The following is a 25,485-nucleotide window of genomic DNA, read 5'->3' on the forward strand; positions in this document are numbered from 1 at the left end:
TGAAAAACCGTATCCGCTCCGTAAAGGTCGGGCGTAAGCTCGGGCATATGCGCAATGCGGTTTCCCGGACACATACGTCGGCGGAGGGTGAAACGCAATGAACGACAGCGGTGCGCTGCTTCCGTGGCTGGTCATACGCGAGGACGACAACGGCAACCGCTACCGGGTGGGCCGGTACGCCACCCGGGCCGAGGCCCAGAAGGTCGCCGACAGCCTCGAGGACCGAGGGCACAAGCAGCTCTACTGGGTCGAGCGGATCGGCCAGACCGCCACGATGAACTGAGCGTCGCAGCGCCCTGCGACGCTGACATAGGCTCCGCCCATGACGGTACGCGTGGTCGTGGGCGGAGCCCTTTGTCATGAGGGGCGCCTGCTGGCCGCCCGCCGCAGCGCACCGCCCGAGCTCGCCGGACGCTGGGAGCTGCCGGGCGGAAAGGCCGAACCGGGTGAGTCCGTCCCCGACGCGCTGGTGCGCGAACTGCGCGAGGAGCTCGGCGTGGAGGCCGAGCCGCTGGAGCGGATCCCGGGGGAGTGGCCGCTGCGGCCCGGGCTCGTCCTGCACGTGTGGACCGCCCGGCTGCTCTCCGGAGTGCCCGCCCCGCTGGAGGACCACGACGAGCTGCGCTGGCTCGGGCCGGAAGAGCTGGAGTCGGTGGACTGGCTGGACCAGGACCGCCCCGCAGTCGCCGAGGCGGGGCGCCGGCTGCGCCGGGGCGGTGGCGGGGGCGCGTGACGCTCGCGGTCTACGCCGTCTACGCCGTCTGCGCCACAGTGCGCCGGTGGGCGGGGATCGAGTGGTACGACGCCCCGAATATCGGGTATGTCGCTATTAATCCCTATCTCGTCCCCCTTTCGTCCCCGACGAACCGGACTGGGGTCGCTGCTGGCCCGGGAAGTGATCGGCGTGATCGACACAGACGGTGAGTGCGCCGAGTGGGCCTTCCCCGCCGAGCCGGGTGCCGTCCGCACCGCCCGCCACGCCGTCCGCGGCACCTTGCACGACTGGGGCCTGGAGGTCGTCGGCGATGTGACCGTCCTGCTGGTCAGCGAGCTCGTCACCAATTCCCTGCGGTACGCCTCCGGCCCCATCGGAGTCCGCCTGGAACGGCGCAATCCAGCCGCCGGCGGCCCCGCGGGCGGCCCCGCGCTCCTCGTGGAGGTTTCCGATCCGCTTCCGGATCCGCCCCGGGAACGCGTCGCGAACCACGACGACGAGGGGGGCCGTGGCCTGCACCTGGTCGCCATGTCCTCGCAGCGCTGGGGGACCCGGCACGGGAAATCGGGCAAGACAGTGTGGTTCGAATTGGCTATTCCTGGTGAGTAACAAGGTGAACGGTGGCGTGTGACCTTTCGGGAACGCCTCCCGGCGGCAGCCGGGGGGAGGGCTCGGAGGGGATCGCGCGACATGGCTCGAAATCATCGAGACCGTGCTGTGATCGTGAACGCCGTGCCGTCCGGGGCCGTGGTGCTGAATACTTCGGTCATGGCCGGTCCGGTTGCGGTGAGCTGGAGGGGACGGTCGCGTGAGCGAGATACCTGCGCAGGCACATCAGACCGACGTGCCGCGAGAGACATGGCACGACGCCCTGTGGCACAGCAGTCCGCCTGGCTCGATATATGACTACATAAAGGTCGCTTCCTTCTCGATCGGGCCCGACGGGTTCATCGATCAATGGAGCCTGCGCGCCGAGGAACTGTTCGGCCTGAGCGCCTCCCAGGTCGTGGGACGCGACCCGGTCGACGCCTTCATGCCGCCCGAGCTGCGCCCCGACGCGCACCGCAAGGTCGCCGAGATCCTCGACGGCAAGGAATGGACGGGCCTGATCCCCTTCCGGATCCCGGGCGGGAACGGCGCGCACGGCGTGGCCGAGATCTATGTGATGCCCACCCAGACCGAGACCGCCGAGCGGGCCGCGCTGTGTGTCGTCGTCGACGTACGCGCGCTGCGCCGGATCGAATCCGACCTCGCGGCTTCACAAGCGATATTCGGCCAATCTCCCTTCGGCTTCCTGCTCTTCGGCACGGACCTCACCGTGCAGCGGGCCAACCGCCGCTTCGCCACCGTCTTCGGGGGCGCCGCCGAGGAGCACCGCGGCAAGACCGTGCACGACTACCTGCCGGCGCACGAGGCCGACCGGATGACCGAAGCCCTGCGCCGGGTGCTGGACACCGGGGACTCGGTCACCGATCTGCGGATCACCGGGGCCACCCCCCGCAGCCGGGAGAACCGCCACTGGTCCATCAACCTCTACCGCGTCCACGGCGGCAGCGGGCGCCCCATCGGCGTCGCCGGGATCGGCACCGACGTCACCCGCCGCCACCTCGCCGCCCGCGAGGCCGCCGGGGTCCGGCGCAACCTGGCCCTCCTCAACGAGGCCGGGCACCGCATCGGGAACTCCCTCGACCTGGAGACCACCGCCCGCGAACTCCTCGACGTCACCGTCCCCGGCTTCTGCGACCTGGCCGCCGTCGACCTCTACCAGGGCCTGCTGCTCGGCGACGACGACCGGCCCGCCCGGCCGCAGGGCCCGGGCGTGCCCAGCCTGCCCGGCCAGGGCCCGGCGCGGACGCCCTCGGCCGCCCTGCGCCGGGTGGCCTTCGCCTCCGCCGTCTCGGACGCCCCGCTGTCGGGTCCCGGCGCACCGGTCTCCGTCGGCGACATCCACCGCTACCCGGCCGCGTCACCGGGCGCACTGGCCCTGCGTACGGCACGGCCACGGCTGATCGAGGGCGGCGGACCGGAGGACCTCGTCCAGTCCACGCTGGTCGTGCCGATGGTCGCTCACGACACGGTCGTCGGACTCGCGCAGTTCTCCCGGACCAAGGGCAGCGAACCCTTCGGCGAACGCGACCGCGCGGTCGCCGTGGAACTGGCCGCACGGGCCGCCGTGTGCATCGACAACGCCCGCCTCTACCGGCGCGAGCACGAGCGGGCGCTGATCCTGCAGCGCAGCCTGCTGCCCCCCGGCGACCCGGAGGCGGCCGGCCTCGACATCGCCTGCCGGTACCTCCCCGGCAACGCGGCCACCGAGGTCGGCGGCGACTGGTTCGACGTCATCGAGCTCCCCGGGCACCGCACCGCCCTGGTCGTCGGCGACGTCATGGGCCGCGGCCTGCGGGCCGCCGTGGCCATGGGGGAACTGCGGACCGCCGTACGGACCCTCGCGCTGCTGGACCTCGAACCGGCGGAGGTACTGACCGCGCTCGACGAGATCGCCCGCGGCCTCGGCGCCCCCGGCGGCTCCCAGCAGGCCTCCCGGGCGGCCCTGCACTCGCGGGACGCGGACCGCTCCGAGGTGTACCTGGCCACCTGCGTGTACGCGGTCTACGACCCGGTGACGCGGCGCTGCACGATCGCCAACGCGGGCCACATGCCGCCCGTGCTGGTCGAACCCCCGGACGAGGCCGGCGTCCCGCGGCCCGCACTGCTCCTGGAGGTGCCGCCCGGGATGCCGCTGGGCGTGGGCGGCGAACCCTTCGAGGAGGTCGAGGTCGACCTGCCGGAGGGCGCACTGCTGGCCCTCTACACGGACGGGCTCGTGGAATCCCGCGACCATCCCCTGGAAGAGGGGCTGCGCGGACTGCGCGCTGCCCTCGCGGATCCGGTCCGGCCGCTGGAGGACGTCTGCGACCACGTGCTGAACACCCTCGACACCCGGCACGGCGAGGACGACATCGCCCTGCTCATGGCACGGGTGCAGGGCCTGCCGCTGGACGCGGTCGGCGACTGGCAACTGCCGCGTGAGGCCCGCTCGGTGGGCCGGGCCCGCGAACTGGCCCGGGCCAAACTCCCGGCCTGGGGCCTGGAGGGCCTGCTGGACACGACCGAACTGCTGGTCAGCGAACTGGTCACCAACGCCCTGCGCTACGGGGAGGGCGAGATCCGGCTGCGCCTGCTGCTGGACCGCACGCTGGTCTGCGAGGTCTGGGACGCCAACCTGGTCCAGCCCCGCCGGCGCCGCGCCCGCGACACCGACGAGGGCGGCCGCGGCCTCCAGCTGGTCGGCCTGCTGTCGGCGGGCTGGGGCACGCGCCGCACCCACCGGGGCAAGACGGTCTGGTTCGAACTCCCGCTGCCCGGCGCGGCATCGGAGGCCGTCACCGAACTGTCGGCGGAGCAGCTGCTGAGCATGTACGGATAACGAGTGGCGGGCCCCGTACCGCGACGAGCAGGGTGCGGGGCGATGAGCGACGACGAAGAGATGTTCTACGCCCCCCACGACTGCCTCGAAGGACTGCTGCAACGAGGCCGGGGCCTGGGCGCCGTGAAGGCGCTGCAGCTACTGGCTGCGCAACCCGCACTCCTGCGAACGGCCCGGCTACCTGGAGGCGCTGGCCGCCATCGACCCGTCCGGCCTGGACCACGCGTACACCGAATCCCTCTGGGACTGCGAGCAGACGGCCCGCATGGCGGCCATCGCGCACGCCCCGGCCATCCCGGAGGTGCGCGAGCGGCTGGCAGTACTGCGCGAGGACCCGATGGAGGAGCCGGACGTCCGGGAGGCCGCGGTGGAGCGGGCCGAGGGTTCCTGGTCCAGGCGGGCCAGGCGGGCCAGGCGCGCTAGGCGGCCTCGCGGGATTTGAGCGCGGCCAGGCGGGCCTCGATCTCCGAGGTCTTGCCCAGGTCGTCCAGGGCTTCGAACTGGGCGTCCAGGGAGGAGGCGGCCAGCTCCTGCTTGCCGAGCGCCATCGCCTCCTCCCGGCGCACCTTCTCCTCGAAGCGGTGCAGGTCGCTCGTCGGGTCCAGCACGTCGATGTTCTTCACCGCGTCCATCATCGTGTTCTGCGCCTGCGCGGTCTTCGCCCGGGAGACCAGCTCGTCGCGCTTGCCCTGGAGCTCCGTCAGCTTGTTCCGCATCGAGTCCAGGCCCGACTTGAGCTTGTCCACCACCTGCGTCTGGGCGGCGATCGTCGGCTCCGCCACCGTCGCCTCCTTCTCGGACCGGATCTGCCGGCCCAGCGCCACCTTCGCGAGGTTGTCGAACCTGTCGGCGTCCGCGGCCGATCCCGCCGCCCGCAGCTCGTCGGCCTTCCGGCTCGCCGCCAGGGCCTTGCCGCCCCACTCGGCGGCGGTCTCCACGTCCTCCTTGTGGTCCGCCTCCAGCATCCGCAGATTGCCGATCGTCGTCGCGACCGCCTGCTCCGCCTCCGAGATGTTGTTCGTGTAGTCGCGGATCAGCTGGTCCAGCATCTTCTGCGGATCCTCCGCCTGGTCCAGCAGCGCATTGATGTTGGCCTTGGCGAGCTGTGTGACGCGGCCGAGGACGGTCTGCTTGCTCATCGTGGTCTCTCCTGGTCGGGCCGATGTGTGTGCCGTTCAGAAGCGGCCGCCGCCGCCCATGCGGCCGCGGGTTCCGCCGCCGCCGAAGGAGCCGGGGCCGCTGCCGCCCCCGCCACCCCCGAAACCGCCGCCCCCGCCTCCGCCGCCCCATCCCCCGAAACCGCCCCCGCCGCCCCGCAGGATCTCGCCGAGGATGATCCCGCCCAGGACGGCGCCGCCCTGGCCGCCGGACCGCCGGCCCGCGAACGGGTCCTGGTACGCCCGTACGTCCTGCTCCGCCAGCTGCTGTGCCTGCCGCGCCAGCGCGTCCGCCTGCTGGGCCTCCGCCAGCGCCCCCGCCGGGTCGGCAGCCGCCAGGGACACCGCCCGTTCCAGGTGCCGGCCCGCCTCCGCCAGCCGGGTACGGGCCTGGCTGCCCACCGCGCCCCGGGTGGTGGTGATGTAGTCCGTCGCCGCGCCGATCGCACTGCGCGCCGCCAGCATGGCCTGGTCGAGCAGGGCCACCGCCCGCTGCCGCCCCGACTCCCGTTCCCGCGCCCCGGCCAGCGCCTCGTCGAGGGCCGCGTCGGCCTCCTCGATCCGGCGCAGGGCGTCGATCGGGTCGTACCGGCCGGCCGCCTCCTCCCGCCGTACGTCGGCCAGCACGGCCTCCGCCCGGCCGATCCGCCCGCGCAGGTCCGCCGTCGAGGTGCCCTCCGCGGTGCCGGTGAGCAGCCCGCGGGCGTCCGCGAGGTCGGTGTCCGTCTCGGTCAGCGCGCCCGGCAGCTTCCCGGCCGCCTCCGCCAGTTCCCGCGCCCGCCGCTCGACCGCGTCCACCAGGGTCGCCGCCTGGTCCACCGCGCCCTCGGCCGCCCGTACGTGCACGGCGGCCGTGCCGTTCCCGCCCGCGTCGAGGGCCGCGTGCGCCAGGCCCAGACTGGTCGCCGCGAACAGCAGCCGGTCCTTGGCCTGTTCGGCGTTGGAGGCGACCGGCGCGGAAGCCGAGTCCGCGTACCGCCCGGCCAGCGCGGTCAGCGTCGCCTCGGCGGTGGCGGCGCGCCCGGTCAGGTCCAAGTAGCCCTGCTCCACCGACGCGAGCGCCTGCGGGGCGTTCTTCTCCAGGTCCCGCAGCCGGTCGAAGTCCTCCGACTCGGCGTCCAGCCGCCTGTTCGCCTCGGTGCACCGGGCGACGATCTCGTCCAGCATCCGGCGCCGGGTCGCGTCGTCCTCGGGGTAGGCGTCGTCGAGCTGCTGGCGCAGCCGGAAGGCGTGCGTGAGCTCGTCCTTGGCGTACGCCACGGCCGCGACGAAGGGCCGGGCCGCCTCCTCGCCGAACTGGGCGGAGGCGAAACCGAGTTCCTCGGTGCTGGTGCGGACCGCGTCGTCGGTCTCCACCAGCAGGGTCTTGGCCCTGGCATCCAGCTCCGGCAGCGGGAGCCGGTCCGGCGCCCCTTCGGGCCAGCCCGGCCCGGTCGTCGTACCGCGTCCGCCGCCGGCGGCGTCCTTGCGCTTGCGGCGGGTGTACGTGTACGCCGCCAGCGCCCCGGCCGCGCCGACGGCGACCACCGGGAGCACGAAGTCCCCGGCCCCGTTCTCGCCGCTCGCCGTGCCGCCGGGATCCGCCGGGCCGGGGGTGATGGTGGGCACGGGGACCGGCTGACCACCGAGGACGGCGTTGTAGCCGTTGGCCGCACCGATGGCGGCGCCCGCCCAGTCGTTCTGCTTCAGGGCGGGCTCGATGGCGGTCCGCGCGACGGTGGCCAGCTGCTGCTCGGTGAAACCGGAGTCGACATCGGCCGAATAGGCGTACTGGCGGGCCCCGGTCGCCACGGCCAGCAGGACGTCGTTCTGGCCGAGGCCGTTGCGCTGCGCGGTGGCGTCGGCCCAGCTCTGGGCGGAGCGCCCGGAGAAGTCCTGTACGTAGACGACGAAGAGCTGGATCTTCCGGTCGGCGTACAGCTTGTCGAGCGCGGCGGTGACGGCGCCCGTCCGGTCGCCCAGGGCCCCCACACGGTCGGTGACCTGCCCCTGCCGGGACAGGGTGACGGGATCCTCGGCCCACGCGGGCGCCGCCCCGGCCGCGCCCCAGCCGCCGACCGCGAGCAGCCCGGCCGCCAGGGCGAGCCCGGCCCGTACGGACGTCCTGCGGCGCGGCATGCTTCTCGGCGGAATCACAATTGGGAGGTTATGGGGGGTTTCGCGGCCTCGCATTCGGAGTCATCGGCGGGGGAGCACGCCCCGCACGCCGTCGACCATTCCGGACGCCGCCGCCCGCACCCACCACGGCATGAGCGCCGTGGGAGCGGGCGGCGGGCCCGGCCGTCAGCCCTGCCGGCGCCCGATCTTGTTCCCCAGCCACACCAGCGGGTCGTACTTACGGTCCACCGCCCGCTCCTTCAGCGGGATCAGCGCGTTGTCGGTGATCTTGATGCCCTCCGGGCAGACCTCCGTACAGCACTTGGTGATGTTGCAGTAGCCGAGCCCGTGCTCCTCCTGCGCGGTGCGTTTGCGGTCCAGCCCCGTCTCCGCCGCCGCGTCCAGCGGATGCATGTCCAGCTCCGCCACCCGCATCAGGAAGCGCGGACCGGCGAAGGCCCCCTTGTTCTCCTCGTGGTCACGCACCACGTGGCAGGTGTCCTGGCACAGGAAGCACTCGATGCACTTGCGGAACTCCTGCGAGCGCTCCACATCGATCTGCTGCATGCGGTACGCGCCCGGGGCCACCCCCTCCGGCGGTACGAAGGCCGGGACCTCCCGCGCCTTGGCGTAGTTGAAGGACACGTCCGTCACCAGGTCCCGGACGACGGGGAAGGCGCGCAGCGGGGTGACCGTGATCGTCTCGGACCGCTCGAAGGTCGACATGCGCGTCATGCACATCAGCCGCGGCCGGCCGTTGACCTCCGCACTGCACGAGCCGCACTTGCCCGCCTTGCAGTTCCAGCGCACCGCCAGGTCCGAGGCCTGGGTGGCCTGGAGCCGGTGGACGATGTCCAGGACCACCTCCCCGTCGTGCACCTCGACGGTGAAGTCGCGCAGCTCCCCGCCCTCCGCGTCGCCCCGCCAGATCCGGAAGCTCGCGTCGTACGTACTCATGGGTGCAGCTCCTCTTCGGCGAGGTACTTGACCAGCTCTTCCTTCTCGAAGAGCGCGAGCAGGTCGGGACGGATGGGCTCGGTGCGCCGGCGGACCAGGGCGATCCGGTCGGCTGCGGGGTCCGCCGGGGGCGGGTCCACCGGCCGGCACAGCAGGTTCACCGGACGCCAGTCGCGCTCCATCGACGGGCAGTCCTCGCGGGTGTGCCCGCCCCGGCTCTCGGTGCGCTCCAGGGCCGCACGGGCCACGCACTCGCTGACCAGCAGCATGTTCCGCAGGTCCAGGGCGAGGTGCCAGCCCGGGTTGAACTGCCGGTGCCCCTCGACACCGGCCCGGGAGGCCCGTACGCGCAGGGCCGCGAGCTTCTCCAGCGCCTCGGCCATCTCGCCCGCCCGCCGGATGATGCCGACGAGGTCGTTCATGGTCGTCTGCAGTTCCTGGTGGAGCGTGTACGGGTTCTCCGCGCCCTCGGTGGCGTGGAAGGGGGCCAGCGCCTCCGCCGCCGCCGCGTCGATCTCGGCCTGGGAGACGGCCGGGCGCCCGGAGGGTGAGGCTGCGTACTGGGCCGCGTGCAGCCCGGCCCGCCGTCCGAAGACCAGCAGATCGGACAGGGAGTTGCCGCCGAGCCGGTTCGAGCCGTGCATCCCGCCCGCGACCTCACCCGCCGCGAACAGCCCCGGCACCCCGGCGGTGGCGGCGGACTCCGAGTCGACCGCGATCCCGCCCATCACGTAGTGGCAGGTCGGGCCCACCTCCATCGGCTCCGCCGTGATGTCCACGTCCGCCAGCTCCTTGAACTGGTGGTACATCGACGGGAGCCGCCGCTTGATCCGTTCGGCCGGCATCCGGGTGGACACGTCGAGGAAGACCCCGCCGTGCGGGGAGCCGCGGCCCGCCTTCACCTCGGAGTTGATCGCCCGCGCCACCTCGTCGCGCGGCAGCAGCTCGGGCGGGCGCCGGTTGTGGTCCGGGTCCTCGTACCAGCGGTCGCCCTCCGCCTCCGACTCCGCGTACTTCTCCTTGAAGACGTCGGGGATGTAGTCGAACATGAACCGCTTGCCCTCGGAGTTGCGCAGCACCCCGCCGTCGCCGCGCACGGACTCGGTGACGAGGATGCCCTTGACCGACGGCGGCCAGACCATGCCGGTCGGGTGGAACTGCACGAACTCCATGTTGAGCAGGGGCGCGCCCGCCAGCAGGGCCAGCGCGTGGCCGTCTCCCGTGTACTCCCAGGAGTTGGAGGTGGTCTTGAAGGACTTGCCGATCCCGCCCGTGGCGAGGACAACCGCCGGGGCCTCCAGCACGAAGAAGCGGCCGGACTCGCGTTCGTAGCAGAAGGCCCCCGAGACCTTCGGCCCGTCCTTGAGGACCCTCGTGACCGTGCACTCCTGGAAGACCTTGAGACGGGCCTCGTAGTCCCCGTACTCCTTGAAGTCCTCCTGCTGGAGCTGGACGATCTTCTGCTGGAGCGTGCGGATCAGCTCCAGGCCGGTGCGGTCGCCGACGTGCGCGAGACGCGGGTACTCGTGCCCGCCGAAGTTGCGCTGGGAGATCTTCCCGTCGGGCGTCCGGTCGAAGAGGGCGCCCCAGGTCTCCAGCTCCCAGACCCGGTCCGGGGCCTCCTTCGCGTGGAGTTCCGCCATCCGCCACTGGTTGAGAAACTTGCCCCCGCGCATGGTGTCGCGGAAGTGCACCTGCCAGTTGTCGCCCTCGTTGACGTTGCCCATGGAGGCGGCGATCCCGCCCTCCGCCATCACCGTATGGGCCTTGCCGAACAGGGACTTGCAGATCACGGCCGTACGGGCGCCGCGCTCGCGGGCCTCGATCGCGGCGCGCAGCCCGGCACCGCCCGCGCCGACCACGACCACGTCCCACTGCTGCCGTTCCACTTGAGCCATCTCAGAAGATCCTCGGGTCGGTGAAGGCGCCGCTGGCCAGCAGGTACACGTAGAAGTCGCACAGGGCCACGCTGATCAGGGAGGCCCACGCCAGCTGCATGTGGCGGGCGTTGAGCCGGCTGATCCAGCCCCAGAGCCGGTAGCGCACCGGGTGCTTCGAGAAGTGCTTGAGCCGGCCGCCCATGATGTGGCGGCAGGAGTGGCAGGACAGCGTGTAGGCCCAGATCAGCGTGATGTTGACCAGGAAGAGCAGGGTTCCGAGGCCCATGTGGCCCCAGGCGTAGTGCTCGTCGCGGAAGGTCAGCACCGTGTCGTACGTGAGGATGCCCGCGACCGGGACCGCCGCGTAGAAGAAGTACCGGTGCGCGTTCTGGAGGATCAGCGGGAAGCGGGTCTCGCCGGTGTACCTCGTGTGCGGTTCGGCGACGGCGCAGGCGGGCGGCGAGGCCCAGAAGCCCCGGTAGTAGGCCTTGCGGTAGTAGTAGCAGGTCAGCCGGAAGCCGAGCGGGAAGATCAGGATCAGCAGGGCGGGGGAGAGGCCCCACCAGCTGCCGAAGACCTCCCAGTTGGGCCCGCCCTTCATCGGGACGCAGTTCTCCGCGAGACACGGTGAGTAGAAGGGGGAGACGTACGGGGCCGCGTAGTAGTCGGCGTTCGCGAAGGCCCGCCAGGTCGAGTAGACGATGAAGGCGAACAGCCCGGCCGCGGTGCCGGCGGGGGCCAGCCACCACCGGTCGGTCCGCAGGTGCCGGGCCGCGATCGCGGCCCGTGAGGCGTCGTGGACGCCGCCGGGCCGCTGCTGGGGTCGTTCCGTGCCTGTGGCCAAAGAAGACTCCGGGAGGAGTGATGAAGGGTGCCCCGTCCGGTCCGGCCGCGGACGGCCGGACCGGACGGGGCGTGGGTGGATGAGTGTCCGTGACGGGCTGCCTCAGGGGGCGCGGCGGTCGCGGGCGCCCAGGCCCTCGTCGTCGGAGTCCGTCCACAGGGAGCTGTCGTACGGGGTGTCCGGGACCGTCACCATCCGGGACGGGTCCGGACCCGCCGCCGTCGTCGACGGCTTCTGCCGGGCGGCCTGCTGTTCCAGCCGCTCGACCTTGCGCGTCAGCTCGTCCAGGTTGCGCCGTACGGCACTCAGATCGTCTTGCAGGGACATGATTTGCCCTCACTTCCGCCAGGTGCGGTGGCAACGCTCATGTGCGCCTGCGAGTGTCGCGCTTCCCGTCCCCCGTTGTGAAGGGACGTGCAGCGATTGCAGGCGCGCAGGCGTGAACCGTGCGCCCCTCCCTGCCCCCCATTCTCATCCCTCTCCCGGGGGAACGCCTCTTGCCGCGCAAGCGGGATTGGTCCGCACGGGTGGGGTTCGCGGCGTGGCGAGAGGCGGCTGCGAGGGGTGCGGCGGGCCGTCTATTTCAGTGGGTTCCGGCAACCGGTGTGATCAGCTCCATATACCGCCGAACGTGATCATGCTTCCCCCACGCCCCGCCCCGGAGGTACCACCCATGTCCCAGAGAAGGCGCAGGTCCTTGGCGCTCCTGACCTCGGGAGTCCTCGCACTGCCGCTGCTCACGGGCTGCGGCGCGGGTGACGACGAGGGCGGTCAGGCCGCCGCAGGACAGGACATCGCCACGACCACCCGCGACAAGGTCGCGGACGGGGGTGTGCTGCGCTGGGCGGTGGACACGCTCCCGGACACCCTCAACACCTTCCAGGCCGACGCGGACGCCACCACGAACAGGATCGCCGGTGCCGTGCTGCCCCAGCTCTTCGTGCTGGACGCCAACGGGCGGCCGGTGGCCAACCCGGACTACCTGGAGAAGGCCGAGGTCATCGAGCGGGAGCCGAAGCAGGTCGTCCAGTACAAGCTGAACCAGAAGGCGGTGTGGAGCGACGGGCGCGAGATCGGCGCCGCCGACTTCGTGGCACAGTGGCGGGCCCTGAACGGCAAGGACTCGGCGTACTGGACGGCGCGTAACGCAGGCTACGAGCGGATCGAGAAGATCGAGAAGGGCAAGACCGACCTGGAGGTCAGGGTCACCTTCAACAAGCCGTACGCCGACTGGCGCTCCCTCTTCACCCCGCTCTACCCCAAGCAGGTCACCGGTACCCCGGACGCCTTCAACGAGGGCGCCCGCGGCACGCTGAAGATCACCGCCGGACCCTTCGCGCTCGGCGCGATCGACAAGAAGACCGGTACCGCCGCCCTGACCCGCAACGCCCGCTGGTGGGGCCGGCAGGCGAAGCTGGACACGCTGGTCCTGACGGCGGTCCCGCGGGCCGAGCGCCCGGCGGCGCTGGCCGCCGGGAAGCTCGATCTGGCGGAGATCGACCGGGCCGGGGCCGACCGGATCGCACTGGCCCGCCAGGACGCGGCCGCCAAGAAGGGCCCGGGCACGGGCGGTGCCACGGCCCACGGCCCGGAGGCCGCGCTGACCCCGGCGCAGGCCACGCTGTCGTGGGCGACCGCTTTCGGCGCGGACGAGGAGAAGGCGGCGGCGGAGACGGAGAGCCGCCAGAAGCACCTCGCCTCGGTGAAGCGGTACGCGGACGAACAGGAGGCCCTGAAGGCCTTCACCGTACGGAAGTCCCTGGAGCCGGCCTACACCCAGCTCGCGATGAACGGGTCCTCCGGCCCGCTGGCGGACGAGCGGGTACGCCGGGCGGTGGCCCGGGCTCTGGACCGCAAGGCGCTGGCCGAGGCCGTCCTGAAGCCGCTGGGCCTGCCCGCGAAGCCGGTCGGCAGCCACCTGGCCCTGGCCGGGCAGCGGGCGTACGCCGACAACAGCGACGCGCTCGGCGGCCAGGACACCCACGCGGCCCAGGCCCTGCTCGCGGACGCGGGCTGGCGCAAGGGCGGCAAGATCACCGAGCCCGCAGGCGCCAAGGCCGGCCCGGAGAGCGCGCCGCAGGACGACTCGAAGACCCCGTCGGGCCCGGGCACCGGAAACGACGGGCTGTACATCGTGGGCCAGGACGACGGGGCCAACGGCGAGCCGCGGTCGGCGGCCGCCGACCGCCCGAAGAGCGGCACCGTCCCGGAGGGGGCCCAGGACGGGCCGTCCCAGGTGCTCGCCCCGGCTCCCTTCGGGGCCGAGCAGCGGGCGTCCCTGCTCGCCCAGGCGGCCCACGTCGCCCGGGCCGCCCGGGCGGAGGCCGCCGACGACGGCAAGGGGGTCCCGGCCCGCGAAGGCGACGCGGCCGACCCCGCCAAGGCCTCCCCGGCCCCGGCCCCCGCCAAGCAGCCCGTCCGCACCTCCGGGAACATGCTCGCCAAGGACGGGAAGGCGCTCAGCCTGCGCTTCGTCCTCCCGGCGGGACCCGGCTCGGAGTCCCTGCGCACGGTCGGCGAGCGGATCGCCGGGATGCTCCGCAAGATCGGGGTGAACACCGAGACGGTCAAGGTGGCCGACGACAGCTTCTTCAAGGACCACATCGCCTCCGGCCAGTACGACCTGGCGCTGTACTCCTGGCCCGCGACGGCCTACCCGGCCACCGACGCCCGGCCGATCTTCGCCAAGCCGGAGCCGGCCGCGGACGGCTCGCTCCTCGTCGAACAGAACTACACACGGGTCGGCACCGACCACATCGATCAACTGTTCGATCAGGCGGTCGGCGAGCTGGACGAGGAGCAGTCCCGTGAGCTGATGCGCAAGGCGGACGCCCGGATCTGGGCCGCCGCGGGCTCCATCCCCCTCTTCCAGCGCCCCGAGCTGGTGGCGGTCAAGCCGGGTCTCGCCAACGCCGGCGCCTTCGGCCTCGGCGCCCCCCGCTACCAGGACATCGGCTGGAAGAAGGCGCCGGCCGCCAAGGACAAGAAGAAGTAGCGGGGGAGAAGAAGTGGTGACAAAGCGGTGCCTGTCTGGTTGACCGGAGGGTCACAAGCTCAGATGTGACTCAAGTCCCTTGCCCGCCGGATCCCCCGGCGGGCAAGGTCGTGCATACCCGTTGACCCGCGTGAATACCGGCAGGAACGGCGGTCGGGGCACCCCACGCAAACCCCGGCCGCACTCATACATCCGGCCTCTTGACAGACCCCCCGGCAGGCGGTTCCCGCCACTCGACGTACCATGGGGTAAGGCCGTGGCAGGTTTTCGCCCGGCCGAGGCGCGCGTGCCGGACCGTACGCGACGCCATCCACGATCCCGGGAGAAGCGCCGAAGTGCCCACGCGCCACGACATCCGTAACGTCGCCATCGTCGCCCACGTCGACCATGGCAAGACGACCATCGTCGATGCCATGCTCAAGCAGGCCGGTGCCTTCGCCGCCCACCAGCACCTCGACGACCGCATGATGGACTCGAACGACCTGGAGCGTGAGAAGGGCATCACGATCCTCGCCAAGAACACGGCGGTGAAGTATCACCCCAAGGACGGCGGGGCCCCGATCACGATCAACATCATCGACACCCCCGGCCACGCCGACTTCGGTGGTGAGGTCGAGCGCGGTCTGTCGATGGTGGACGCCGTCGTTCTGCTGGTGGACGCCTCCGAGGGTCCGCTGCCCCAGACCCGCTTCGTCCTGCGCAAGGCCCTGCAGGCGAAGATGCCGGTCATCCTCTGCATCAACAAGACCGACCGCCCGGACTCCCGGATCGACGCCGTCGTCAACGAGACGTACGACCTCTTCCTGGACCTGGACGCGGACGAGGACCAGATCGAGTTCCCGATCGTCTACGCCTGCGGCCGTGACGGCGTGGCCTCGCTGACCAAGCCCGAGGACGGCACCGTCCCCGCGGACAGCGACAGCCTGGAGCCGTTCTTCTCCACCATCCTGGAGCACGTCCCCGCGCCGGTGTACGACGAGGAGGCCCCCCTCCAGGCCCACGTCACCAACCTGGACGCCGACAACTTCCTCGGCCGTATCGCGCTCCTGCGCGTCGAGCAGGGCGAGCTGCGCAAGGGCCAGACCGTCACCTGGATCAAGCGTGACGGCACCCAGTCGAACGTGCGCATCACCGAGCTGATGATGACCGAGGCGCTGACCCGCAAGCCGGCCGAGATGGCGGGCCCGGGTGACATCTGCGCGGTCGCCGGTATCCCCGACATCATGATCGGTGAGACCCTGGCCGACCCGGAGAACCCGATCGCGCTCCCGCTGATCTCGGTCGACGAGCCGGCGATCTCCATGACCATCGGTACGAACACCTCCCCGATGGTCGGCCGTGGCGGCAGCGGCAAGGGCGCGGACGCCAAGTCCGCGGTCAAGGACCGCAAGGTCACCGCGCGTCAGGTCAAGGACCGTCTGGACCGCGAGCTGATCGGTAACGTCTCGCTCCGCGTGCTGGAGACCGAGCGCCCTGACGCCTGGGAGGTCCAGGGCCGTGGTGAGCTCGCGCTCGCCATCCTGGTCGAGCAGATGCGCCGCGAGGGCTTCGAGCTGACCATCGGCAAGCCGCAGGTGGTCACGCAGGAGATCGACGGCAAGGTGCACGAGCCGGTCGAGCGCATGACGATCGACGTCCCCGAGGAGCACATGGGCGCCGTCACGCAGCTCATGGGCGTCCGCAAGGGCCGCATGGACAACATGTCGAACCACGGCTCCGGCTGGGTCCGCATGGAGTTCGTCGTCCCGTCGCGCGGTCTCATCGGCTTCCGTACCGAGTTCCTGACCGGTACGCGCGGCACGGGCATCGCCCACTCGATCCACGAGGGCCACGAGCCGTGGTTCGGCCAGCTGGTGACCCGTAACAACGGTTCGCTGGTCGCCGACCGCGCCGGCTCCGTGACGCCGTTCGCGATGATCAACCTGCAGGAGCGCGGCGTCCTGTTCACCGACCCCGGCACCGAGGTGTACGAGGGCATGATCGTCGGCGAGAACTCGCGCTCCGACGACATGGACGTGAACATCACCAAGGAGAAGAAGCTCACCAACATGCGTGCGGCTTCCGCGGACAACACGGAGAACGTGATCCCGCCGCGCAAGCTGTCGCTGGAGCAGTCGCTGGAGTTCTGCCGCGACGACGAGTGCGTCGAGGTGACCCCGGAGGCCGTCCGCATCCGCAAGGTCGTCCTGGACCAGAAGGAGCGCTCGCGCACCGCGTCGCGCGCCAAGTCCGCCAAGTAGCAACAGCCGTACGGTCGTTCGCCCGGGTTTGCTCGGGCGGCGGTCACGGCGGGCGCAGTGGGCCGCAGGGCCCTGGTAGTGCAGCAGCCCCTCCCTTCACGGAGTCCGTGAAGGGAGGGGCTGTTCGCTTCTGTCAAGCGGATTTTTGCGTTCAGGTGTCCGCATACCGACCGTGACGCTCCGGATGATGAGCTAACCGTCCGTTTCGCACGTGTCTGTCTCCTATCCGTTTGTCCGGATTTCGGGTTTCTGACGCGGATCGATGTTGTGAAAACGAGACCACTTAAGTGTGGTTTACGGCCTGGCAGTCCCTGAGGATGGCTCCATTGAGCTCGGGTCAATGGGTCACGCGATGTGGGGATCGCGCCGACTCACGAGCACACTATGGGCACGGAAATGCTCGCCGTCAGGGGTGTCGGCGAGGTTTTTTTGCCCCTCAAGTCGATCAGTGGACTCATGAGGAGGAAACCCATGCGCGGTGCCAAGAGCGCCAAGTGGGTCGTGGGCGCGGTTGTCGTCGCCCTGGCCGCTACCGCCTGTGGCGGCGGTGACGGTGACAGCAAGGACAAGGGCAGCGCCAACGGTGGCGTGTTCCGTCTCGGTAGCACCGAGCCGGACACCATCGACCCGGGGCGTGCCCACGAGTCCACCGGCGTGCTGCTGGCCAACGCCCTGTTCACCGGCCTGTACGGCAACACGCCGGACGGCCTGGCCGAGCCCGCGCTCGCCGAGTCGGCGACGTCGGACGACAGCTGCACGTCCTGGACTTTCAAGATCAAGCCGGACACCAAGTTCTCCAACGGCGAGGTCGTCGACTCCGAGTCGTTCGCCCGTGGTTGGGCCCGTGCCGCGCACAAGGCCGCCGCGTCCGACGTGGCGTACCACTTCGCCGGCATCAAGGGTTACGCCGAGCTGCAGGACGGCTCCGCCAAGACTTTCTCCGGTGTCACCACCCCGGACCCGACCACCATCAAGGTGGACCTGTCCAAGGCGGACTGTGAGTTCGTCCTGAAGACGGCGCACAACGCCTACAGCCCGGTCCCGAAGGTCGCCAAGGTCGGCGAAGAGGACAAGGCGTTCGGCGAGGCCCCCGTCGGTAACGGTCCGTTCAAGATGGACGGCACGTGGGAGCACAACAAGGCGATCAACCTCGTCCGTAACGACACCTACGGGCTGGAGAAGGCGTCCCTGGGCAAGGTCCAGGTCACCCTCCTCAACGACAAGACCGCGCAGCAGCTCGAGTACGACGGCTTCCAGGCCGGCACCTTCGACTACGCGCACATCCCGACGCCGATGCTGAAGACGGCCGAGGCGAAGTACAAGCCGCAGAACAAGTGGTTCGCCAAGGACACCAGCGGCATGAACTTCGTTCTGCCGATCGGTGACAACGGTCCGACGAACAACAAGGACGCCCGTCTGGCGATCTCCTACGCGATCGACCGTCAGGCCATCGCCAAGGGTGTCTTCCAGGGCTTCCAGACCCCGTCGACCACCATCGTCCCGCCGTCGTTCCCGAAGGCGTTCCAGAAGGACCTGTGCGTCTCCTGCGTCAAGCAGGACGTCGCCAAGGCCAAGGAGCACGCCGAGAAGGGCGGCCTGAAGCCGGGTACCGAGATCAAGTTCAGCTTCAACACCGGTGCGGGCCACGAAGAGTGGGTCCAGGCCATCGCGCGTCAGCTTGAGGACGTCCTCGGCGTCAAGGTCAAGCTGGACGGCAAGGACTTCCCGGGCATGCTCAAGGAGCAGCAGGGTTCCAGCGCGACCGGCATCTACCGCTTCGCGTGGGGCGCGGACTACCCGACCCCGGAGAACTTCCTCTTCCCGCTGCTGCACTCGACCTCGATGTCCAAGGACGCCGAGGGCAACGTGACCGGTGACAACCGCGTCCGTTACAACAACCCCGAGTTCGACAAGCTGATCGACACGGCCCGCGCCACCAAGGACGAGGCCGCGCGTCTGACGATGTACAAGACGGCCGAGAAGATGGCCATGGACGACATGGCCCTCATCCCGACCTTCAACCGTTCCCAGTTCCGCCTGATGGCGACCGACAAGTTCAACGGTCTGGACGACATCAACTTCAACGAGGACCCGATCCTCGAGAAGATCTCGCTCAAGAAGTAACCGGTTCGGACGGTATATCCGTCAGGAGCGAACGTGCCGCGGCCCCCGGGTGACCGGTGGGCCGCGGCCCCGCTCGGCAGGCCGTTCTTACTTCGGCACCCCTCACATCCGCGGGTAACCCCCGCAGGCCGAGAGCCGGCCCGTTCCTTGGGCCGGAGGCCGCTGCTCCCAGAAGCGGCCAGGTAGAGAGGCACAAACATGGGAAGGTACGTCGCCCGTCGCCTCGGGCAGATGGTCATAGTCCTCATCGGCGCGACCATGGTTCTGTTCGCGTGTCTGTTCGTTCTCCCCGGCGATCCCGTGGGTTCGATCGCGGGCAGCGACAAAGCACGTGACCCTGCAGTGGTCACGGAACTGAAGGCGCGTTACGGGCTCGACAAGTCGCTGCCCGAGCAGTATGTGAACTACGTGACCAAGGTTGCGACCGGAGACCTCGGCGAGGACTTCATCCAGCGCCGCGAGGTGTCCGAGATCCTCGGTCCCAAGCTGCAGAACACCGCGAAGCTGGCCCTGCTGGCCATCGCTCTCGTCACGGTGTTCGGTATGGGCGTCGGCATCATCGCCGCGCTCTACAGATACAGCATCTTGGACATGACCACGACATTTTTTACGACCATGGCCGTCGGTTTCCCAACCTTCGTCATCGGCATGCTGCTCAAGAAGTACTTCGCGGTGGAGCTCGGTTGGTTCCCCCCGATGAGCGGTGACCAGCTCGACGGCATGATTCTTCCCGCAGTGACCCTCGCCATCACCGACATCGCCTTCGTCGCCCGCCTCACCCGCGGCACGATGCTGGAGGTGCTGCGCGCGGACTACGTGAAGACGGCCGTGGCCAAGGGACTTCCGCGCCGCCGCGTGCTGTTCAAGCACGTGCTGCGCAACTCGTCCATCCCCGTGGTCACCTACCTGGGTATCTCGTTCGGTGCACTCCTCGGTGGTGCGCTCATCACTGAGGCGATCTTCAACTGGGACGGTGTCGGTCTGGCACTGGTTCAGGCGATTCAGCAGCAGAACAACCCGATCGTGATCGGTGTCGTGACCTACAGCGTCGCGATCTTCGTCGTCCTCAGCCTCATCGTGGACCTGCTGTACGCGGCCCTCGACCCGCGTATCCGCCTCAGCTGACCGCCCCCAAGGAGGATTTCCTCATGTCTGAGCTCGCAACGAGCCCGGCGATCGGGGACGAGAACCCCGTGTCGTCCGCTTCGGCCACGGCCGAACCCCGACCCAAGCAACTGAGCCAGTGGGGCGAGATCCGTCACCGCTTCGCCCAGAACAAGCTGGCTGTCGTCGGCCTCGTCATCATCTCCGCGCTGTTCCTGACCGCCATCTTCGGCAACTACCTCACCCCCTTCGACCCGGGGGCGCAGGACCTGGAGAACACCCTCGTGTCGCCCAACGGCACGCACTGGATGGGTACCGACGCCCTGGGCCGCGACATGTTCTCGCGCCTCATAGTCGGCACCCGCGTGGCCATGTTCGTCGGCCTCGCCTCGATCTTCTTCGCGGTGCTGATCGGTGTCGCCCTCGGCGCCATCGCCGGCTACTTCCCCGGCTTCGCCGACACCCTGGTCATGCGCGTCGCGGACGTCTTCCTCGCGTTCCCGCTGATGATCGGTGCCATCGTCATCATCCTGGTCACCGGCCGCGGCATCACGCCGGTGATCATCTCGCTCGCGATCTTCTCGTGGGCCACCGTGGCCAGGCTCCTGCGCAGCTCGATCCTGTCCGTGCGCGAGATGGACTACGTCCACGCGGCCAAGGCGCTGGGCGCCAGTGGCTGGCGGGTCGTGCGCACGCACATCCTGCCCAACTCGCTGACCGCCGTGCTGGTCTACGCGACGTTCAACGTCGGCACCACGATCGTCGGTGTGGCGGCGCTCTCCTTCCTCGGTGCCGGCGTCCCCGTCGACGTCCCCGAGTGGGGCAACATGCTCGCGGCCGGCCAGGGCTTCATCGGAGTCAATGACTACCTGTGGTACTTCCCCAGCCTCTTCGTCGTCGTCACCGTGCTCGGCTTCGCCTTCGTCGGCGACGGCCTGCGTGACGCGCTCGACCCGAAGCTCCGGTAGGGCCGCGCGATGCCCCGAGACAACATCAGCAAGCAGGACGAAGGTGGCGGCGTGACCACGTCGGAGATTCTCAGCGTTGCGGAGACGGGCGGCGCAACCGCCGTGCCGCTGCTGGAGGTGGACAACCTCCAGGTCGAGTTCAAGACCCGTGACGGGGTCGCCAAGGCCGTCAACGGCGTGAGCTACAGCGTCAAGGCCGGCGAGACCCTCGCCGTGCTCGGCGAGTCCGGCTCCGGCAAGTCCGTCACCGCCCAGGCGATCATGGGCATCCTCGACAGCCCGCCCGGACGGGTCGCCGGCGGCGAGGTGCGCTTCCACGGCAAGGACATCCTCAAGATGTCCGACGAGGAGCGCCGCAAGCTCCGCGGCAACAAGATGGCGATGATCTTCCAGGACGCGCTGTCCTCCCTGAACCCGGTCTACTCGGTGGGTGACCAGCTCGGCGAGATGTTCCGGGTCCACCGCGGCATGTCCAAGAAGGACGCCAAGGTCAAGGCCGTCGAGCTCATGGACCGCGTGAAGATCCCCGCCGCCAAGGCGCGCGTGGGGGACTACCCGCACCAGTTCTCGGGCGGTATGCGCCAGCGCATCATGATCGCCATGGCGCTGGCCCTGGAGCCGGACCTGATCATCGCCGACGAGCCCACCACGGCTCTCGACGTGACCGTGCAGGCCCAGGTCATGGACCTGCTCGCGGAGCTGCAGCGCGAGATGAACATGGGCCTGATCCTGATCACCCACGACCTCGGCGTCGTCGCCGACGTCGCGGACAAGATCGCGGTCATGTACGCGGGCCGGATCGTCGAGACCGCTCCGGTCCACGAGATCTACAAGCGCCCGTCCCACCCGTACACCCGTGGCCTGCTGGACTCGATCCCGCGCCTGGACCAGAAGGGCCAGGAGCTCTACGCGATCAAGGGTCTGCCGCCCAACCTGCTCCGCATTCCCACGGGTTGCGCCTTCAGCCCCCGCTGCCCCAAGGCGCAGGACATCTGCCGCACCGAGATCCCGGTGCTGCACCCGGTCACCGAGCAGGACGGCACCGAACTGCCCGGCCGCGGCAGCGCGTGCCACTTCTGGAAGGACCAGATCCATGGCTGAGCTCACCAAGAACGCCACCGAGCGCGAGCCGATCCTCCAGGTCCGTAACCTGGTCAAGCACTTCCCGCTGACCCAGGGAATCCTGTTCAAGAAGCAGGTCGGCGCGGTCAAGGCGGTCGACGGGATCTCCTTCGACCTCTACCAGGGCGAGACCCTCGGTATCGTCGGTGAGTCCGGCTGTGGCAAGTCCACGGTCGCCAAGCTCCTGATGAACCTGGAGCGGGCAACCGCCGGCGAGGTCTTCTACAAGGGCCAGGACATCAGCAAGCTGTCCGGCCGCGCGCTGAAGGCCGTGCGCCGCAACATCCAGATGGTCTTCCAGGACCCCTACACGTCGCTGAACCCGCGCATGACGGTCGGCGACATCATCGGGGAGCCTTTCGAGATCCACCCCGAGGTGGCTCCCAAGGGCAACCGCCGGCAGAAGGTCCAGGAGCTGCTGGACGTCGTCGGTCTGAACCCGGAGTACATCAACCGGTACCCGCACCAGTTCTCCGGCGGCCAGCGCCAGCGCATCGGCATCGCCCGCGGCCTCGCCCTGCAGCCGGAGATCATCATCTGCGACGAGCCGGTCTCCGCGCTCGACGTGTCGGTACAGGCGCAGGTCATCAACCTGATGGAGAAGCTGCAGGACGAGTTCAACCTCTCCTACCTCTTCATCGCGCACGACCTCTCGATCGTCCGGCACATCTCGGACCGCGTGGGCGTCATGTACCTGGGCAAGATGGCCGAGATCGGCTCCGACGCCGAGATCTACGAGCACCCGACCCACCCGTACACCCAGGCGCTGCTCTCCGCCGTCCCGGTCCCGGACCCGGACGCGCGCGAGGGCCGCGAGCGGATCATCCTCACCGGTGACGTCCCGTCCCCGGCCAACCCGCCGTCGGGCTGCCGCTTCCGCACCCGCTGCTGGAAGGCCCAGGACAAGTGCTCCACCGAGGAGCCGCTGCTGGCGATCCCGGAGCGCTTCAAGGGCGTGAACACCCTGGCCGCGCACGAGTCCGCGTGCCACTTCGCCGAGGAGAAGGCCATCCTGGCCGTCTGACCGACGCGTTCGTCCGAAACGGCCGGCCCCCGGCGCCTCATGGCGTCGGGGGCCGGCCGTTTCCACGTCCGGGGCCGCCCCCGGGGACGGGACCCGGGGAAACCGGTTGCACCCCCGGGAGCCGGGGACGGAGAGTGACGGCATGACCCTCACCGTACGGCCCGCCGGGCCCGGGGACGCCTCCGACATCTGCGCCCTGCTCAATGCCGTCGACGTGATCGAGATCGGCCGGCCGGAGACCGATCTCGGCACCGTCGAGTCCGACCTCAACGCCCCGGACGTGGACCTGGCCACCGACTCCTGGCTCGCGCACCAGGACGGCCGGCTCGTCGCCTACGCCCTCGTCTGGGCGGACTCCGGCCCCGGCCGCGTCGACGGGGACCACTACGTACTGCCCGGCCACGACGAGGCCGCCGCCTCGCTGCTGGAGCGCATGGAGGCCCGGGCCCGGGAGCTGACCGGCGGTCAGGGCGTGCTGAGAATGCAGCTCAACGTGAAGCCCACCCTCGACCTGTCCCTCCTGACCGGCCGCGGCTACCGCACCATCCGCCGCTACCAGGTCATGACCCGCTCCCTGTCCCCGGCCGCCGACCCGGCGCCGGTCCCGCCGGCCGGGCTGACCCTGCGCCACTGCGGCGACGACGAGGCCGACCGGCACCGGGCCCACGCCCTGATCGAGCGGACCTTCGCCGCGCACTTCGGCCATGTGGACCGCCCGTACGAGACCTGGCTCGACCACATAGAGGGCCGCACGCTCGACTGGTCACTGGTGTGGATCGCGAGCCTGCCCGGCCACGGCGACGTGGCCGTGCTGCTCACCCGGGACGACCGCACGAGCATGGCCTGGGTCAGCCACCTCGGCGTGGCGAAGGAGGTACGGGGCCTCGGCCTCGGCGGTTTCCTGCTCCGCCACTGCTTCGCCGTCTACGCGGAGCGCGGCCGGGACTGCGTGGGCCTCGGCGTGGACACCCACAACGAGACCGGCGCGCTCGCGCTGTACGAGGCGCACGGCATGGGCCTGCACTACGCGGTCGACTCATGGGAGCTTTCATTGCACCCCCAGGGGTGACAGGGGCGTGACGCGCGGGTGCAATCGGTCCAACGAGGAGTGTGCAGGACCCCACATAGGGTGACATTGGCCCCTAAGGCGAGTCTTGGGATCCATAGGAGGCACTCCATGCGCGGAGCCACCCACGCCACGTGGGCCGCATGTGCGGTGGCCGTCGCCCTCGCGGCGACGGCCTGCGGCGGCGGTAGCGACAGCGGCGGAGGCGGCGAGGCGGGGATCGTCAGCTCCTCGTGGGGCGACCCGCAGAACCCGCTGGAGCCCGCCAACACCAACGAGGTGCAGGGCGGCAAGGTGCTCGACATGCTCTTCCGGGGCCTCAAGCGCTACGACCCGAAGACGGGCGAGGCCCTCGACATGGTCGCCGAGAAGATCGAGACGACGGACAGTCAGAACTTCACCATCACGCTGAAGGACGGCTGGAAGTTCAGCAACGACGAGCCGGTCACCGCACAGTCCTTCGTCGACGCCTGGAACTACGGCGCGGACGTGCGCAACAAGCAGAACAACGCGCCGTTCTTCTCCGACATCGTCGGATACGCGGACGTCCACCCCGCCTCCGGGGAGCCCAAGGCCAAGACGATGTCCGGACTGGTCGTCAAGGACGCCAAGACCTTCACGGTCGCCCTGAAGAACAAGTTCTCCACCTGGCCCGAAACCCTCGGCTACCAGGCCTTCTCCCCCCTGCCCAAGGCCTTCTTCACCGACCACGCCGCCTGGCTGGACAAGCCGATCGGCAACGGCCCGTACACGGTGGACTCGTACACCAAGGGCACCGGCATGAAGCTGCGCAAGTGGGACACCTACCCCGGTCCGGACAAGGCGCAGAACGGCGGTGTGGACCTGAAGGTCTACACCGACAACAACACCGCCTACACCGACCTGATCTCCGGCAACCTCGACCTCGTCGACGACATCCCGGCGCAGCAGCTGAAGAACGTCAAGAACGACCTGGGCGACCGGTACATCAACCAGCCGGCCCTCATCATCCAGACCCTCACCTTCCCGCTGTACGACCCGCAGTGGAGCAAGGAGGGGACGGAGAACGTGCGCCGCGGGATCTCGATGGCGATCAACCGCGACGAGATCACCAAGCAGATCTTCCGCGAGACGCGCACCCCGGCCAAGGACTGGACCTCCCCGGCCCTCGGCGAGGCGGGCGGCTTCTCCTCCACGGTCTGCGGCGACGCCTGCGTCTTCAACCCGGCCGCGGCCAAGAAGCTCATCACGGACGCCGGCGGGCTCCCCGGCGGCAAGGTCACGCTGACCTCCAACGTGGACACCGGCTCGCACCGCGACTGGATGGACGCCGTCTGCAACAGCATCAACAACGCGCTGGGCGAGGGCCCGGTCTGCACGGTCAACCCGATCGGCACCTTCGCGGACTTCCGCAACCAGCAGAGCAGCTTCAAGCTGACCGGCCCCTTCCGCTCCGGCTGGCAGGCCGACTACCCCCTGATCCAGAACTTCCTCCAGCCCCTCTACTACACCGGGGCCTCCTCCAACTACGGGAAGTTCAGCAACGCGGACTTCGACAAGCTCGTCGACGAGGCCAACCAGGAGAGCGACCAGGCCAAGGCCGTCGCGAAGTTCCAGGACGCCGAGAAGATCCTCGCCGCGCAGATGCCGGCCATCCCGCTCTGGTACCAGAACGGCAGCGCGGGCTACGCCGAGCGGCTCTCGGACGTGGCGCTCAACCAGTTCAGCGTCCCCGTGTACGACCAGATCAAGGTCAGCTGACCCGCGTTTCGGATCGATCCTGGAG

The 25,485-nt window shown here is 70.0% G+C and carries 19 protein-coding genes; 13 read left to right on the plus strand and 6 right to left on the minus strand.

Annotation, left to right across the window (positions count from 1 at the left end; genetic code table 11):
* Positions 1–97 precede the first annotated feature (97 nt).
* The 4 genes from ACZ573_RS02725 to ACZ573_RS02740 all read left to right on the plus strand — a co-directional run bounded on the left by ACZ573_RS02725 (position 98) and on the right by ACZ573_RS02740 (position 4,142).
* Entirely contained in the window at positions 98–283 is a 186-nt protein-coding gene (locus ACZ573_RS02725; protein ID WP_030012541.1) for an SPOR domain-containing protein, read from the plus strand.
* A 39-nt stretch (positions 284–322) separates the two neighbouring features.
* Complete coding sequence (locus ACZ573_RS02730; protein ID WP_471298080.1) at positions 323–733, plus strand: (deoxy)nucleoside triphosphate pyrophosphohydrolase; 411 nt, start codon at positions 323–325, stop codon at positions 731–733.
* Between the two features lie 162 nt (positions 734–895).
* Positions 896–1,324 (plus strand): ATP-binding protein, encoded by a 429-nt coding sequence (locus ACZ573_RS02735; protein WP_471298083.1) that lies wholly within the window; start codon positions 896–898, stop codon positions 1,322–1,324.
* Positions 1,325–1,532: 208 nt separating this feature from the next.
* Positions 1,533–4,142, plus strand: a complete 2,610-nt coding sequence (locus tag ACZ573_RS02740; RefSeq protein WP_471299030.1) for a SpoIIE family protein phosphatase — start codon at positions 1,533–1,535, stop codon at positions 4,140–4,142.
* A gap of 419 nt (positions 4,143–4,561) precedes the next feature.
* Here the strand turns inward: ACZ573_RS02740 and ACZ573_RS02745 are convergent, their stop codons facing one another.
* The 6 genes from ACZ573_RS02745 to ACZ573_RS02770 form a co-directional block, all read right to left on the minus strand.
* Positions 4,562–5,281, minus strand: a complete 720-nt coding sequence (locus tag ACZ573_RS02745) for a PspA/IM30 family protein (RefSeq protein WP_471298086.1) — start codon at positions 5,279–5,281, stop codon at positions 4,562–4,564.
* Positions 5,282–5,317: 36 nt separating this feature from the next.
* Positions 5,318–7,417, minus strand: a complete 2,100-nt coding sequence (locus ACZ573_RS02750) for a TPM domain-containing protein (protein ID WP_471298088.1) — start codon at positions 7,415–7,417, stop codon at positions 5,318–5,320.
* A 165-nt stretch (positions 7,418–7,582) separates the two neighbouring features.
* The gene (locus ACZ573_RS02755; protein WP_471298091.1) at positions 7,583–8,353 is read right to left on the minus strand and encodes a succinate dehydrogenase/fumarate reductase iron-sulfur subunit; all 771 of its coding nucleotides are present in this window, start codon (positions 8,351–8,353) and stop codon (positions 7,583–7,585) included.
* Complete coding sequence (locus ACZ573_RS02760; protein WP_471298094.1) at positions 8,350–10,251, minus strand: fumarate reductase/succinate dehydrogenase flavoprotein subunit; 1,902 nt, start codon at positions 10,249–10,251, stop codon at positions 8,350–8,352. The genes ACZ573_RS02755 and ACZ573_RS02760 overlap by 4 nt, the downstream gene beginning before the upstream one ends.
* Before the next feature lies 1 nt (position 10,252).
* On the minus strand, positions 10,253–11,077 hold the full coding sequence (locus ACZ573_RS02765; protein ID WP_471298097.1) for a hypothetical protein: 825 nt from the start codon (positions 11,075–11,077) through the stop codon (positions 10,253–10,255).
* A 102-nt stretch (positions 11,078–11,179) separates the two neighbouring features.
* The gene (locus ACZ573_RS02770) at positions 11,180–11,404 is read right to left on the minus strand and encodes a hypothetical protein (protein ID WP_030385851.1); all 225 of its coding nucleotides are present in this window, start codon (positions 11,402–11,404) and stop codon (positions 11,180–11,182) included.
* A gap of 346 nt (positions 11,405–11,750) precedes the next feature.
* Between ACZ573_RS02770 and ACZ573_RS02775 the strand changes: the two genes are divergently transcribed.
* The 9 genes from ACZ573_RS02775 (at position 11,751) to ACZ573_RS02815 (ending at position 25,460) form a co-directional block, all read left to right on the plus strand.
* A complete protein-coding gene (locus tag ACZ573_RS02775) occupies positions 11,751–14,072 on the plus strand; it encodes an ABC transporter family substrate-binding protein (protein WP_471298100.1) in 2,322 nt (773 codons plus the stop codon).
* Between the two features lie 335 nt (positions 14,073–14,407).
* The gene (typA, locus tag ACZ573_RS02780) at positions 14,408–16,312 is read left to right on the plus strand and encodes a translational GTPase TypA (RefSeq protein ID WP_471298103.1); all 1,905 of its coding nucleotides are present in this window, start codon (positions 14,408–14,410) and stop codon (positions 16,310–16,312) included.
* Between the two features lie 471 nt (positions 16,313–16,783).
* A complete protein-coding gene (locus tag ACZ573_RS02785) occupies positions 16,784–18,436 on the plus strand; it encodes a peptide ABC transporter substrate-binding protein (protein WP_471298106.1) in 1,653 nt (550 codons plus the stop codon).
* Between the two features lie 231 nt (positions 18,437–18,667).
* Positions 18,668–19,561: an ABC transporter permease gene (locus ACZ573_RS02790; protein ID WP_471298108.1), complete on the plus strand. Its 894-nt coding sequence runs from the start codon at positions 18,668–18,670 to the stop codon at positions 19,559–19,561.
* A gap of 23 nt (positions 19,562–19,584) precedes the next feature.
* Positions 19,585–20,508: an ABC transporter permease gene (locus ACZ573_RS02795; protein ID WP_382542135.1), complete on the plus strand. Its 924-nt coding sequence runs from the start codon at positions 19,585–19,587 to the stop codon at positions 20,506–20,508.
* A gap of 51 nt (positions 20,509–20,559) precedes the next feature.
* Entirely contained in the window at positions 20,560–21,609 is a 1,050-nt protein-coding gene (locus tag ACZ573_RS02800) for an ABC transporter ATP-binding protein (protein ID WP_471298111.1), read from the plus strand.
* Positions 21,602–22,654 carry an ABC transporter ATP-binding protein gene (locus ACZ573_RS02805; RefSeq protein WP_382542129.1) on the plus strand — a complete coding sequence of 351 codons (1,053 nt, stop codon included), beginning with the start codon at positions 21,602–21,604 and terminating at the stop codon, positions 22,652–22,654. The genes ACZ573_RS02800 and ACZ573_RS02805 overlap by 8 nt, the downstream gene beginning before the upstream one ends.
* A gap of 142 nt (positions 22,655–22,796) precedes the next feature.
* Positions 22,797–23,723, plus strand: coding sequence for a GNAT family N-acetyltransferase (locus tag ACZ573_RS02810; protein ID WP_471298115.1), 927 nt, complete (start codon positions 22,797–22,799; stop codon positions 23,721–23,723).
* 108 nt (positions 23,724–23,831) lie between these two features.
* Positions 23,832–25,460 carry a peptide ABC transporter substrate-binding protein gene (locus ACZ573_RS02815; RefSeq protein ID WP_471298118.1) on the plus strand — a complete coding sequence of 543 codons (1,629 nt, stop codon included), beginning with the start codon at positions 23,832–23,834 and terminating at the stop codon, positions 25,458–25,460.
* Positions 25,461–25,485: the final 25 nt, after the last annotated feature.

This window comes from Streptomyces sp. NPDC040545 (assembly GCF_055595065.1).

What these genes read in the sequence shown, in the direction of transcription:
- ACZ573_RS02785 (WP_471298106.1), top strand. Translation starts at nt 16,784, where the DNA reads ATGCGCGGTGCCAAGAGCGCCAAGTGGGTCGTGGGCGCGGTTGTCGTC.
- ACZ573_RS02815 (WP_471298118.1), top strand. Translation starts at nt 23,832, where the DNA reads ATGCGCGGAGCCACCCACGCCACGTGGGCCGCATGTGCGGTGGCCGTC.
- ACZ573_RS02750 (WP_471298088.1), bottom strand. Translation starts at nt 7,417, where the DNA reads ATGCCGCGCCGCAGGACGTCCGTACGGGCCGGGCTCGCCCTGGCGGCC.
- ACZ573_RS02760 (WP_471298094.1), bottom strand. Translation starts at nt 10,251, where the DNA reads ATGGCTCAAGTGGAACGGCAGCAGTGGGACGTGGTCGTGGTCGGCGCG.
- ACZ573_RS02775 (WP_471298100.1), top strand. Translation starts at nt 11,751, where the DNA reads ATGTCCCAGAGAAGGCGCAGGTCCTTGGCGCTCCTGACCTCGGGAGTC.
- ACZ573_RS02810 (WP_471298115.1), top strand. Translation starts at nt 22,797, where the DNA reads ATGACCCTCACCGTACGGCCCGCCGGGCCCGGGGACGCCTCCGACATC.
- ACZ573_RS02725 (WP_030012541.1), top strand. Translation starts at nt 98, where the DNA reads ATGAACGACAGCGGTGCGCTGCTTCCGTGGCTGGTCATACGCGAGGAC.
- ACZ573_RS02755 (WP_471298091.1), bottom strand. Translation starts at nt 8,353, where the DNA reads ATGAGTACGTACGACGCGAGCTTCCGGATCTGGCGGGGCGACGCGGAG.
- ACZ573_RS02730 (WP_471298080.1), top strand. Translation starts at nt 323, where the DNA reads ATGACGGTACGCGTGGTCGTGGGCGGAGCCCTTTGTCATGAGGGGCGC.
- ACZ573_RS02745 (WP_471298086.1), bottom strand. Translation starts at nt 5,281, where the DNA reads ATGAGCAAGCAGACCGTCCTCGGCCGCGTCACACAGCTCGCCAAGGCC.
- ACZ573_RS02795 (WP_382542135.1), top strand. Translation starts at nt 19,585, where the DNA reads ATGTCTGAGCTCGCAACGAGCCCGGCGATCGGGGACGAGAACCCCGTG.
- ACZ573_RS02805 (WP_382542129.1), top strand. Translation starts at nt 21,602, where the DNA reads ATGGCTGAGCTCACCAAGAACGCCACCGAGCGCGAGCCGATCCTCCAG.
- ACZ573_RS02770 (WP_030385851.1), bottom strand. Translation starts at nt 11,404, where the DNA reads ATGTCCCTGCAAGACGATCTGAGTGCCGTACGGCGCAACCTGGACGAG.
- ACZ573_RS02790 (WP_471298108.1), top strand. Translation starts at nt 18,668, where the DNA reads ATGGTCATAGTCCTCATCGGCGCGACCATGGTTCTGTTCGCGTGTCTG.